The sequence below is a fragment of the Empedobacter sp. UBA5036 genome (assembly GCF_002415215.1).
Taxonomy (GTDB): domain Bacteria; phylum Bacteroidota; class Bacteroidia; order Flavobacteriales; family Weeksellaceae; genus Empedobacter; species Empedobacter falsenii_B.
In genome coordinates, this window is sequence record NZ_DICC01000067.1 from 18,744 (window position 1) to 32,050 (window position 13,307).

General features: G+C 32.8%; 12 protein-coding genes. 9 read left to right on the forward strand and 3 right to left on the reverse strand.

From position 1 onward, the window contains the following. Positions 1–105 precede the first annotated feature (105 nt). Positions 106–1,173 carry a M20 family metallo-hydrolase gene (locus B4J88_RS12710; protein WP_291067785.1) on the reverse strand — a complete coding sequence of 356 codons (1,068 nt, stop codon included), beginning with the start codon at positions 1,171–1,173 and terminating at the stop codon, positions 106–108. Next, positions 1,167–1,934 carry an acetylglutamate kinase gene (argB, locus tag B4J88_RS12715; RefSeq protein ID WP_114999092.1) on the reverse strand — a complete coding sequence of 256 codons (768 nt, stop codon included), beginning with the start codon at positions 1,932–1,934 and terminating at the stop codon, positions 1,167–1,169. The genes B4J88_RS12710 and argB overlap by 7 nt, the downstream gene beginning before the upstream one ends. A 251-nt stretch (positions 1,935–2,185) precedes the next feature. On the opposite strand from argB, the gene B4J88_RS12720 reads away from it, so the two are divergent. From B4J88_RS12720 to carB, 8 genes are all read left to right on the forward strand, one after another. Further along, positions 2,186–2,764: a GNAT family N-acetyltransferase gene (locus B4J88_RS12720; RefSeq protein ID WP_219034927.1), complete on the forward strand. Its 579-nt coding sequence runs from the start codon at positions 2,186–2,188 to the stop codon at positions 2,762–2,764. 70 nt (positions 2,765–2,834) lie between these two features. Next, on the forward strand, positions 2,835–3,287 hold the full coding sequence (locus B4J88_RS12725; RefSeq protein ID WP_221854616.1) for an arginine repressor: 453 nt from the start codon (positions 2,835–2,837) through the stop codon (positions 3,285–3,287). Positions 3,288–3,294: 7 nt separating this feature from the next. Then, complete coding sequence (gene argG, locus B4J88_RS12730) at positions 3,295–4,476, forward strand: argininosuccinate synthase (RefSeq protein ID WP_291067786.1); 1,182 nt, start codon at positions 3,295–3,297, stop codon at positions 4,474–4,476. Positions 4,477–4,570: 94 nt separating this feature from the next. Beyond that, complete coding sequence (gene argC, locus B4J88_RS12735; protein WP_291046819.1) at positions 4,571–5,557, forward strand: N-acetyl-gamma-glutamyl-phosphate reductase; 987 nt, start codon at positions 4,571–4,573, stop codon at positions 5,555–5,557. 33 nt (positions 5,558–5,590) lie between these two features. Next, complete coding sequence (locus tag B4J88_RS12740; RefSeq protein ID WP_219034924.1) at positions 5,591–5,950, forward strand: four helix bundle protein; 360 nt, start codon at positions 5,591–5,593, stop codon at positions 5,948–5,950. A gap of 36 nt (positions 5,951–5,986) precedes the next feature. Further along, the gene (locus B4J88_RS12745) at positions 5,987–7,123 is read left to right on the forward strand and encodes an aspartate aminotransferase family protein (RefSeq protein ID WP_280050113.1); all 1,137 of its coding nucleotides are present in this window, start codon (positions 5,987–5,989) and stop codon (positions 7,121–7,123) included. Further along, complete coding sequence (carA, locus tag B4J88_RS12750) at positions 7,116–8,204, forward strand: glutamine-hydrolyzing carbamoyl-phosphate synthase small subunit (protein ID WP_219034922.1); 1,089 nt, start codon at positions 7,116–7,118, stop codon at positions 8,202–8,204. Before B4J88_RS12745 ends, carA begins: the two co-directional genes overlap by 8 nt. An 11-nt stretch (positions 8,205–8,215) precedes the next feature. Then, positions 8,216–11,446 carry a carbamoyl-phosphate synthase (glutamine-hydrolyzing) large subunit gene (gene carB / locus B4J88_RS12755; RefSeq protein WP_219034921.1) on the forward strand — a complete coding sequence of 1,077 codons (3,231 nt, stop codon included), beginning with the start codon at positions 8,216–8,218 and terminating at the stop codon, positions 11,444–11,446. 190 nt (positions 11,447–11,636) lie between these two features. On the opposite strand, the gene B4J88_RS12760 is transcribed toward carB, so the two are convergent. Further along, the gene (locus B4J88_RS12760) at positions 11,637–12,671 is read right to left on the reverse strand and encodes a DUF3667 domain-containing protein (protein WP_221854620.1); all 1,035 of its coding nucleotides are present in this window, start codon (positions 12,669–12,671) and stop codon (positions 11,637–11,639) included. 149 nt (positions 12,672–12,820) lie between these two features. Here B4J88_RS12760 and B4J88_RS12765 point away from each other — a divergent pair, with 149 nt between their 5' ends. After that, positions 12,821–13,255: a hypothetical protein gene (locus tag B4J88_RS12765; protein WP_291067787.1), complete on the forward strand. Its 435-nt coding sequence runs from the start codon at positions 12,821–12,823 to the stop codon at positions 13,253–13,255. The last annotated feature ends 52 nt before the right edge of the window (positions 13,256–13,307 follow it).

The window sequence follows — 13,307 nt, forward strand, 5'->3', positions numbered from 1 at the left end:
CATATCTTTATGTTTTGCAGGTTTTAATTATCAGTTTTGATAAAATTAAAAAGCATCTTCAATTGTATGAAGATGCTTTTTCGATTATAAGAGTTTATTCTTAATTTAAAACGTAAAATCTTTTAATAAACTTGTATATCGTTCAATTCCATGTTCTATTTCGGATAAATAAATATATTCGTCTGGTGTATGAGAACGAGCTGAATCTCCAGGTCCCATTTTTACCGTTTCGAAATTCATCATTGCTTGATCCGACATTGTTGGCGAACCATATGTTGTACAACCTAATTCGATTCCTTTTTGTACAATTGGATGATTTTCTGAAATACGTGAAGAATTTAAACGCAACGAACGTGCTTTAATTTCTGCTTTTGGTAAACAACTCGAAATAATATCAACGACTTCTTGATTTGAATATAATTCGTTTACACGACAATCTACAACCAAACGACATTCATCAGGAACTACATTGTGTTGTTTTCCTGCTTCAATTTGTGTAACCGTCATTTTTACTGGTCCTAACATATCAGAAACTCTTTCGAATTGATAAGTTTTGAACCAATTCATCACATCAATTGCTTCGTAAATAGCATTTACACCTTCATTTCTTGCAGCATGTCCAGTTTTTCCTTTTACATTTACGTCCATCACAACCAAACCACGTTCTGCAATTGCCATGTCCATTTGCGTAGGTTCTCCTACAATTCCCAAATCAATTTTTGGTAGATTCGGTAAAATACTTGCAACATTCAATTGGCCTGAACTTTCTTCTTCAGCCGTAATTGCGACAATCAGATTAAATGGTAAATCATCATTCAAGAAATTGATATAAGTTGCCAATAAACTTACCGCAGAAGCTCCTGCATCGTTACTTCCCAAACCTACTAATTTATCGCCTTCTATCGTTGCTTTCAATGGATCATACGTCCAAGAAGAACCAAATTTTACCGTGTCGTGATGAGAGTTTAATAAAATTGTTTTTTTGTTCTCATCAAAATTTGGATGAATACTCCAAACATTGTTATTCTGACGATGAGCCGTTGCACCATGATCAGTTAAAAACTTGAAAATAATATCGGCCGTTTTATCTTCTTCACTCGAAAAAGATTGAGTTTCGATTAATTGACACAACAAATCGACAGCTTTCTTTTTGAGAACAGCTAATTCTAACATAAAATTGTTTTAATCTCTGAGTTAATGTTTCGCGCGTGTACCAAACATACATTTTTTACACCCGCATTGATTACTTTGAATGAATTGTCTAATTTCGGAATCATTCCTTCGAAAATTACACCTTCTTCTTTTAACTGCAAATATAAAGTTTCGTTAATTTTTGGGATCAATGTTGTGTCATCATTTACATCACGAAGTACACCAATTTTATCAAAACAGAAATTTAACTCTACTTCATTTTCTTGTGACATTGCAACCGCAATTGTAGAGGCAATAGTATCTGCATTTGTGTTCAACAATTGTCCATTTCCGTCATGTGTAATTGCACAAACAACAGGCGTAATATTGTTGTCAATTAATAATTGAAATAATTCTTTGTTGACGCTTTTATCATTCAAATCTCCAACAAAACCATAATCAATAGTTTTTACAGGACGCTTAGAACCTTTGATTGCATTACCATCTGCACCCGATAAACCTAATGCATTGCATCCAAATTCTTGCAATTTAGAAACGATAGATTTGTTCAAATTTCCGGCATATAATCCTGTCACAACATCCAATGTTGGTTTGTCTGTGATGCGACGACCTTCGATCATTTTAGGCTCGATTCCCAATTGATTTAACATCTTCGAAGCACCTTTTCCTCCACCATGAACCAAAATTTTTGGTTCTTTAATTTCGGAAAACGTTTGTAGGAATTGCTCTAAGTCTTGCTCGTTATCGATAATTCCGCCTCCTATTTTAATAATTTTCAACATTTTAATAAATATGTAAATTTTGTTTGCTTTTTTTTGGTGATACAAAAATATAATATTTAACTTTGCATCTCAGTATAATAACTGAATATCTTGTTGATTAATGGAAGAAATTACTGAAATTGTTCTTCTCAATTATGAGAGTAGCTTTCGCAATGAAAGCGCACCTTTTGCTTCTCATATTTTACTTAAGTGTGATGACAAAAGGTCATCTTTTCTCAATTCCTCTTTATTAATCGACTTTCCCTTAAATTATGTATGTTAGAATAGCAAATGCAGATGATGCCAAGTACACAGAATTGTTGTGCGAATGGTACGAAGAATCAGCTCGTATGAGAAAAACGGGTATTGCTAAACGAAATCCAGTTTATCTTGAACGCAAAATGCGTAATGGAAATGCTGTGATTGCTTTTGATGATGATGATCAAATAGCAGGGTTTAGCTACATAGAAACGTACGAAGAAGAAAAATTCGTCGTAAACTCAGGTTTAATTGTTCGTACAGATTTAAGGAGTTCAGGAATTGGACGCGAAATAAAACACGCTGTTTTTGAATTGTCACGTACAAAATTCCCGAAATCAAAAATCTTTAGTATTACAACTTCTTTAGCTGTAATGCGTATGAACACAAAATTAGGATACAAGCCAGTAACATTTTCGGAATTAACACAATCGGATGAATTTTGGAATGGATGTAAAAGTTGTAAAAACTATCACATCTTGATGGAAAATGATCGTGAGCGTTGTATTTGTACAGGATTGGTTTATGATAACCTTGATGACGAGTACGCTAAGCGTGCATTGGCAAATCAATCAAAAAAAGAAAATGAATAAATATACGAACTAAGGTTTTTTTTTGTCTAAAATGAGTATATTTGCATAAAATTTCGAATAAATATTCAAAATGAGTAATAAAAAATACAGATTCCAGATTATAAAAGATTTAATAACAGATCAAGAAATAAGTAATCAAGACGAATTATTAAAAAAATTAATTGATTTAGAGATCACAGTTACTCAAGCAACTTTATCGAGAGATTTGCGCGAATTGAAAGTTTCAAAAGTTCCTAATAGTTCGGGACAATACATTTATCGCCTTACAGAAAGTGCTGTTCCAACGGCAACCGTTACACATAACGAAAATGCAAGTTTGATTTTCTCTAAAAATTTGGGAGTTATCAAAACAAAACCAGGTTATGCAAACAGAATCGCTTTTGAGATTGACAACACACATTTCAATACAATAATTGGAACAATTGCTGGAGACGATACGGTATTAATCGTAATGAAAGAAGAGAGTAGTCGTGAAGAGGTTACCAATGAATTAAGAAGAATTATTCCCAATATAAACAAATAAACAAATAATGAGCAACAAAGCAGTTTTAGCTTACAGTGGAGGTTTAGATACATCGTACTGTTTGGTTAACTTAACAAAAGATCAAGGAATGGAAGTGCATACAGTAATTGTAAATACTGGTGGATTTTCGGCAGAAGAGTTAAAAGATATCGAAGAACGTGCCTACGAATTAGGATCTTCTAAACACGTTACAATTGATATTACAGACAAATATTACAACGATTGTGTTCGCTACTTAATCTACGGAAACATCTTGAAAAATAACACTTACCCATTATCAGTAAGTGCAGAACGAATGTTTCAGTCAATTGCAATTGCTCAGTATGCAAAAGATGTAGATGCAGAATACATTGTACATGGATCTACAGGAGCAGGAAATGATCAAATTCGTTTTGATGTTGCTTTTGCAGTTATCTCACCACAATCTAAAATCATTACACCAATTCGCGACGAAAAATTATCTCGTCAACAAGAGGTTGAATATTTACAAGCAAATGGTGTAAACTATAGTTGGGAAAAAGCTAAATACTCTATTAACAGAGGAATTTGGGGAACATCTGTTGGTGGAGTTGAAACATTAACATCTAACCAAGCGTTGCCAGAAGATGCTTATCCAACACAATTATCAAGAACAGAATCATCTGTTATCGAAATTGAATTTGAGAAAGGTATTCCAACTGCTTTCGATGGAGAAAAATTATCTCCAGTAGCTTTAATTCAAAAATTAAACGAAATCGGTGGTGAATACGCAATTGGTCGCGACATCCACGTAGGAGATACAATTTTAGGTATCAAAGGACGTGTAGGTTTCGAAGCGCCAGCAGCTTATTTACTAATCAAAGCACACCACTTATTAGAAAAACATACACTTACAAGATGGCAATTGTTGCACAAAGATTCGTTATCAAACTGGTACGGAACCTTATTGCACGAAGCACAATACTTGGATCCAGTAATGCGTGATATTGAAGCATTCTTAGAATCTTCTCAAAATCATGTAACAGGAAAAGTGAAAGTACAATTAAATCCTTATCATTTCTCAATGATTGGAATAGAATCGCCTTATGATATGATGCAATCTAAAGTCGCTACTTATGGAGAAGAAAACGAAGCTTGGGACAGTAGAGATGCAAGAGGTTTCATCAAAATATTCGGTAATCAATTAAAGATTGTTCATAGTTTCGATTAATTGATTCTTTAAAGTGGATTCCAACGAGCCCACTTTATTTTAGAAATATAGTATAGGTATTATACCTTAAAAAAACACGCGCAAAACATAACAAATGACAAACAAAATTAACGTAAGCATTGTAGGAGGTGCTGGCTACACAGCAGGCGAACTGCTAAGAATATTGATACATCATCCGATGGTTAATATTTCGTCTGTGTACAGTACATCAAATGCAGGCAACCCCGTTACCAAAGTGCACGACGATTTGTTTGGAGAAACTGACATCTTATTTTCGGATAAAATAGACGAAAATGCTGATGTCGTTTTTTTATGCCTTGGTCACGGAAAATCGGCAGAGTTTTTACAGAACAATAAATACTCAGCCAACACAAAAATTATTGATTTGAGTAACGATTTTCGATTAAATGCGAACCACATTTTCGAAGATAGAACGTTTGTTTACGGTTTACCAGAATTAGATCGCGAAGCAATCAAAACAGCTCAAAATATTGCAAATCCAGGTTGTTTTGCAACAGCTATTCAATTAGCATTGTTACCATTGGCAGCGAAAAATGAAATCAAAAATGATATTCATATCAATGCTGTAACGGGTTCTACAGGTGCTGGACAAAGTTTATCAGCTTCTACGCACTTTAGTTGGCGAAACAATAACGTTTCTTTCTACAAAGAATTTACGCATCAACACGAAGGAGAAATTTACCAAACATTGAATCAATTAGAAAAAGATTTCAATAACAAAGTATATTTCTTACCAATGCGAGGAGATTTTGCGCGCGGAATTTTAGCAGGTGTTTATTTAAAATCTGATTTATCAGAAGAAGAAGCAAAAAATATCTTCAACGAATATTACAAAAACGAACCTTTTACACATGTTTCTGACGCACCAATTGCATTGAAACAAGTCGTAAATACCAACAAATGTTTTTTACATATCCAGAAACAAGACGATGTATTGTTAATCACTTCTATCATCGATAATCTAACAAAAGGAGCTTCTGGACAAGCCGTAGAAAACATGAACTTGATGTTCGGTTGGGAAGAAAACTTAGGACTTAATCTTAAAACGGTGGCGTTTTAAAAAGTTGTGAGTATTGAGTTATAAGTTTTGAGTATGCAAGATTATAGAAAATTACAAGTTTGGAATCGTTCACATCTCTTGGTTTTAGATTTATATAAAATTGTAAATCAATTTCCAAAAGAAGAACAATTTGGATTAATTTCTCAAATTAAAAGAGCATCATCTTCTATACCAGCAAATATTGCAGAAGGTTGTGGAAGAAACTCAAATAAAGACTTTGCTCAATTTTTAAATATTTCTTTAGGCTCTTTGAATGAAGTCACATATTTTATTTTGCTAGCTAAAGATTTGAATTATATAAATATTGAAGAATATTCAAAATTAACAGATGAGTGTAATGAAATTAAAGCAATGCTAATTGGATTAATAAATAAAATTAGAACAATAGCTTAACTCATTACTCAAAACTCATCACTTAAAACTTATTAAATGAAACTATTTGACGTATATCCATTAATGAATGTAACTCCGGTTAAAGCTAAAGATTGTATTCTTTGGGACGAAAACGGAAAAGAATATTTGGACCTTTATGGAGGTCACGCAGTGATTTCTATCGGTCACTCGCATCCATATTATGTTGAGAAATTAACAGAACAAATTAATAATATCGGGTTTTATTCAAACTCAGTAAATATTCCGATTCAACAAGAATTGGCAGAAAAATTAGGTAAAGCATCAGGTTACGAAGATTATACTTTATTCTTGATTAACTCTGGAGCAGAAGCTAATGAAAATGCAGTAAAACTAGCCTCTTTTCACACAGGAAAAGACCGTGTAATTGCGTTCAAAGATGCGTTTCATGGACGAACTTCAGGAACAGTTGCGCTAACAGATAATCCAAAAATTGTAGCTCCATTTAATTCTCATCACAAAGTATCTTTCGTAGAATATAACATTGATGAAGTGAAAGAAGTAATTGCTGGAGGAGATGTTGCAGCGGTAATTTACGAACCAATTCAAGGAGTTGGAGGAATCATTTTACCTTCTGACGAGTTTGTACAAGAATTAAGAAAAGTTTGTACAGAAAATGGAGTGGTTTTAATTGCAGATGAAATTCAATGTGGTTACGGACGCTCAGGGAAATTCTTTGCACATCAACATTCTGGTATCAAAGCAGATTTGATTACGATGGCAAAAGGAATGGGGAATGGATTTCCAATCGGAGGAGTTTTAATCTCTCCAGAATTTAAAGCTTCTTACGGATTATTAGGAACAACTTTCGGAGGAAATCATTTAGCTTGTGCTGCTGCTGTGGCCGTTTTAGATGTGATTGAGCAAGAAAACTTAATCGAAAATGCAAAAGAAATTGGAGAATATGTTGGAATCCAATTAAATAAATTTCCAAAAATTAAAGAAGTTCGTGGTCGAGGATCAATGATTGGTATCGAGTTTGATTTCCCAATCGGCGAATTAAAAAACAACTTAGTTACAAAACACAATATTTTTGTAGGCTACGCAGGTACAAACGTTATTCGTTTATTGCCACCTTTAACAGTAACAAAACAATACATAGATAAATTCATATCAGCTTTAGAAACTGAAATTAACATTATCATCAATGGATAAGACAGTAAAATTAGTATTCCAAGACGGATTAGAAATCGAAGGAAAATCTTTCGGTGCGTATACTTCTGCCGCAGGAGAAGTAGTATTCAACACAGCTTTGGTTGGATATAATGAAAGTTTGACTGACCCTTCTTACAAAGGGCAGATTATGGTGATGACAGCTCCAATGATCGGTAACTACGGTGTTCCTGATGATAAAGCAATGATTAATGAAATTGAAGCTTGGATGGAATCGAACCAAATTCAAGTAACTGGATTGGTTGTTTCTTATTATGCTGATGATTATTCGCATTGGAACGCTATTCAAAAATTAGGAACTTGGTTAGAAAGTCAAAATATTCCTGGTATTTATGGAGTTGATACACGTATGATTACAAAAAAATTACGTGAGCAAGGTTCTACTTTAGGAAAAATTGTTGCTGATACAGATGTTGCATATTACGATCCAAACGAAGATAATTTAGTAGATCAAGTTTCTTGTAAAGAAGTAATTCGTTACAACGAAGGTGCTGATATCAAAATTGTTTTGATTGATTGTGGAGTGAAAAATAACATCATCCGTTGTTTTGTAAATCGTGATGTTGAGGTAATTCGAGTTCCTTGGGATTATGATTATTCAACATTAGAATATGATGGATTATTTATCTCGAATGGACCAGGTGATCCAGCTTTATGTATTCCTACAATTAATAATATCAAAGAATCTTTGAAAGGAGATAAACCAATTTTCGGAATTTGTTTAGGAAATCAATTGGTAAGTTTAGCAGCTGGTGCATCTACTTTTAAATTAAAATACGGACACCGTTCGCACAATCAACCTGTACAATTAGTAGGAACAAAAAGATGTTTCATTACATCTCAAAACCACGGTTTCGCAGTAGATGATTCGAAATTACCAGAAGGATTTAAAACATTCTTTACGAACTTAAATGATGGAACATGTGAAGGAATTCGTCACGAATCAAAACCAATTTTTACAGTTCAATTCCACCCAGAAGCAATGGGAGGACCAGTTGATACAGAATATTTATTTGATGAGTTCATCGAAGAAGTAAAAAAATATAAAAACGCTAACGCATAATCAGAATCACGATGTTAAAAAAAGATATTAAAAAAGTATTAGTATTAGGATCAGGAGCATTAAAAATTGGTCAAGCTGGTGAGTTTGATTATTCTGGTTCGCAAGCGTTAAAAGCGTTAAAAGAAGAAGGAATTAAAACAGTTTTAATTAATCCAAATATTGCAACTGTTCAAACTTCTGAAGGAATTGCAGACGAAGTTTACTTCTTACCTGTAACGCCTTACTTTGTGGAAGAAGTCATTAAAAAAGAAAAACCAGACGGAGTTTTAGTTGCCTTTGGAGGACAAACAGCTTTAAACTGTGCGGTTGAATTAAATAAAGAAAATATATTCGAGAAATATGGTGTTGAGGTTTTAGGAACTCAAATTCCAGTAATTGAAGCAACGGAAGATCGTGATATTTTCATCGAAAAATTAGACCAAATTGGTGTTTTAACTGCTCGTTCAGAAGCAGTAGAAACTGTAGAAGACGCAATGGCAGCTGGTAAACGCATCGGTTTCCCATTAATCATTCGTGCGGCGTACGCTTTAGGAGGTTTAGGTTCTGGTTTCGCAAATAACGAAGAAGAATTATTAGATTTAGTTGAAAAAGCATTCAATTATTCTTCTCAAGTTTTAGTGGAAGAGTCATTAAAAGGATGGAAAGAAATTGAGTACGAAGTAGTTCGTGATTCTTACGATAACTGTATCACAGTTTGTAACATGGAGAACTTCGATCCGATTGGAGTTCATACTGGAGAGTCAATCGTTATTGCACCTTCTCAAACTTTATCAAATTCAGAATATCATAAATTACGTGAAGTTGCCATTCGCACAATTCGCCATCTTGGTGTAGTTGGAGAATGTAACATTCAATATGCTTTCGATACTGTTTCAGAAGAATATCGTGTAATCGAAGTTAACGCTCGCTTATCTCGTTCGTCAGCTTTGGCGTCAAAAGCAACAGGTTATCCTTTAGCTTTCGTGGCTGCTAAATTAGCTTTAGGTTATTCTTTAGATGAGTTAAAAAATAGTGTAACGCAAACGACATCTGCGATGTTCGAGCCAGCGTTGGATTACTGTGTAGTGAAATTGCCTCGTTGGGATTTAAATAAATTTTACGGAGTTCGTCGTAACATTGGTTCTGCAATGAAATCTGTTGGAGAAGTAATGGCAGTTGGACGTTCTTTTGAAGAAGCAATTCAGAAAGGAGTTCGTATGTTAGATATTGGACATAGAGGTTTCGTAGCAAATGGATTCAAAATTCCAGAAGGTGAATCGTTGGATACATGGTTAGCTGAGCCAAATGACGAGCGTTTATACGCGATTACTGAAGCTTTCAAAGCGGGATATTCGATTGAAAAAATTCACGATTTAACAAAAATCGATTTATGGTTTTTACAACGTTTAGAAAGAATTTTTAATGTATCAAAAGAATTTGAAGCATTAGAAAGATTTGAACAAGTTGAAGCAGATTTAGTAAAACGTGCAAAATTATTAGGATTCTCGGATCAACAAATTGCAGTTTTAGTAAAAGGAGATCAAAACGTACACAGAAACGAATTAACAGTTCGTGAATTACGTAAAAACTTCGGAATTAAACCTGTTGTAAAACAAATTGATACGTTAGCAGCAGAATTCCCAGCACAAACAAATTATTTATATGTAACCTATCACGGAACTGAAAATGATTTGGAGCCAGAAACTGAGAAAGCAGTTTGTATTTTAGGATCTGGAGTTTATCGTATTGGTTCGTCTGTAGAGTTTGACTGGTGTTCTGTAAATGCAGCGCATACAGCATCAAAAAATGGTTACAAAACAATTATCATCAACTATAATCCAGAAACGGTTTCGACAGATTATGATGAGTCAGATCGTTTATACTTCGAAGAATTGTCTTTTGAACGTGTAATGGATATTTTAGATTTTGAACAACCTAAAGGAACAATTATTTCGACAGGAGGTCAAATTCCGAATAACTTAGCGATGAAATTGTACGATCAATCAATTAATATTTTAGGAACTTCTCCTTTAAGAATTGATGATGCAGAAAATCGTCACAAATTCTCAGAAATATTAGATGAATTAGGAATCGATCAACCACGTTGGAAAGAGCTTTCTTCTTTAGAAGCGATTCACAAATTTGTGGAAGAAGTTAATTTCCCAGTGTTAATTCGTCCTTCTTATGTCTTATCTGGAGCTGCGATGAACGTAGTTTCGAATACACATGAGCTAGATGCTTTCTTGAAATTAGCGAAAGAAGTTTCTCCTGATTATCCAGTTGTAGTTTCAGAATTCGTACAAGGAGCAAAAGAAATTGAGTTGGATGCAGTTTGTCAAAATGGAGAAATTGTAGATTACGCAGTTTCTGAACACGTAGAATTTGCGGGAGTTCACTCAGGAGATGCAACAATGTATTATCCACCACAAAAAGTGTACATCGAAACAATTCGTCAAATGCGTAAAGTTGCAGCGAAAATTGCAAAACGTTTCGAAATTTCTGGACCAATGAACATTCAGTTTTTATCAAAAAATAATACAGTTCGTGTTATCGAAACTAATATTCGTGCTTCTCGTTCGTTTCCATTCGTATCGAAAGTTGCAGGAAATAATTTAATCGAAAAAGCAACAAAAGTTTTATTAGGATTAGAAGTAGAAAAAGGACATTCAGAAGTCGTTTACGATTTAGATTATGTAGGAGTGAAAGCTTCTCAGTTCTCATTTACACGTTTAGCAGGAGCTGACCCAGTTTTATCAGTTGACATGTCTTCGACAGGAGAAGTAGGGTGTATCGGTGATACAGCAGAAGAAGCTTTATTAAAATCAATGTTATCTGTTGGATATGAAATTCCTGAGAAAACCGTTTTAATTTCTGGTGGACCAATTGCTTCTAAAGTTGCTTTATTAGAGCCTGCGAAACAATTAATCGCAAAAGGTTACAAAATTTATGCAACAGAAGGAACGCACAAATTTTTTACAGAAAATGATGTGTATTCTACGCTTGTTTACTGGCCTTCTGATAAAAAAGAGCCAAATGTAATGTCTTATTTACATGACAAGAAAATTGATATGGTGATCAACATTCCGAAAAACTTAACAAAAGCGGAATTAGACAACGATTATCAAATTCGTCGTACAGCTGTAGATTTCAATATTCCGTTGGTAACAAATGCACGTTTAGCTTCGGCTTTCATTAATGCATTTACAAAATTATCGATGGATGATTTAAAAATCAAAACTTGGAATGAATACCGTAATAAATAGAAATTAGAATCTAGATATTAGAAGTTAGAAAGCCTCGCATTTGCGAGGCTTTTTTTATGTTATTTTTTTGAATTTGTCATTCCGACAAAAGAAGGAATCTAAATTTAATGCGAAGCTGAAACGAGTTCAACTTAAGTTATCCTGAACTTGTTTCAGGAACACATCATACGTGATTGCCTAATAATCTTGATTAAACATGAAGAAATGAATACACAATAATTCCAATAACAATTATTGAGAAAATAAACGTATTAATTCCTAAAAGTATAGCACCTTTAATTGTTGTAATGATAAATCCTTGGTTATAGAGTTTTTTCAACGCAAGGAAAAAGTAAACAATAATATATAAAACAATCAATGTATTAATCAAAGCTATTATGGCTGATACAGCATTACTATCAATATAATTTGAAAGTTTATTCAAAAGAAAAATTACCAAAATTGATAAAAGAATTACCGTAAAATAATGCAGTGTAAAAATTCCGTGATCAAAATACCACCATTTCTTTTTGTTGTAAAAAATCCATAAGAAGAAAGCAAACAAAGGCATGTATACAAACAAAACTTTCGGAATGACATGCAAAGATTTCTCAACAATAGCTTCTCCTAATTGATCGTCAGAAACCTTTCTTTTTCTCAACTCTTGGTATTTTTCAATAAAGGGAGATAATATTGGAACGTTATTTTTTACTTTAGATTGCAAGTTTTCAATAGATTCCTCGTTCAAATCTTCTAAAGAGTTTGCATTTTTATTTTTTTCAACTTCAGATTTTATTTTTGCACTTTGCTCGACAGTTGTCAATCCTTTGTTCTGTAAAGTGTCTATTGTAGCATTAAGTGCTTTTTGAATTTTTTCAGTATTTTCTATTGATATAGGTTCATTGGAACTATCATTATATTCAGTTTTATGAGAAGGAAATATAGAAATAAGGAAAAACGTTACAAAACTGACAAAAATGTACATTTTAACAGGATTAACAGAACTATTTCGTTTACCACTCAAATATTCTTTGGTTAAAACTCCAGGTTTCAAAAATAGTTTTTTGATTGTTTGCCAAAAACTTCCATCGTAATGAACAAAATCTTCGATAAAGTGAGTAAATAAAAAGTGAAACGGTTGACGTGTTTCTACATTTTCTTGTCCGCAATGTTTGCAATAATGTTCTTCTACGTAATGTCCACAATTTTGGCAATTATGATCTTCTCTTAGTTTTCCGTGACTCATGTGTTAATTAAATAGTTATAAAGCTATAAAAAGATTATTTATTTTGAAAAACACACGTTTGAAAAAATTGAAATTATTTTAAAATTTAGAATGAAATTTATTAAGTATACAGAATATTGTATTTTAGTAGAAATCTATTAGGAAATTTTATGTTTAAATCTTTACAGCTTAAAACTGATGTAACAAAACAATATCAAACAGAATGCGAGGAAAATAATTTGAATAATCTTTCTAAAATTAACATTTTTATCGGACCTAATAATTCTGGAAAAAGTCGTTTTTTGAGAGATTTGTTCTCAATTGAAGAAATCAGATATAATCTAATTCAATTAAAATTAATTGAGTTAAGCGAAATTTATGATGAAGTATCAATTAATATAAAAAATCTGAAGATAAATTATCCATATGAAGTTGATAATAGGCTTAATGTAGATAATTTTTATATTAAAGATGAATATGATAAAGAAGAATTAGTGATTTTGTTCGATGAATACAATAAAATTGATTTAAATAAACAATATTCAAGTTATCATGGAATTAATAAAGATATACCCGTTGTGCATTTTAAATATTTTGGGTTTTAAGATTATTAATATTTCGATTAAAGTATGTTTAATTAATGTACTGAACCACAGT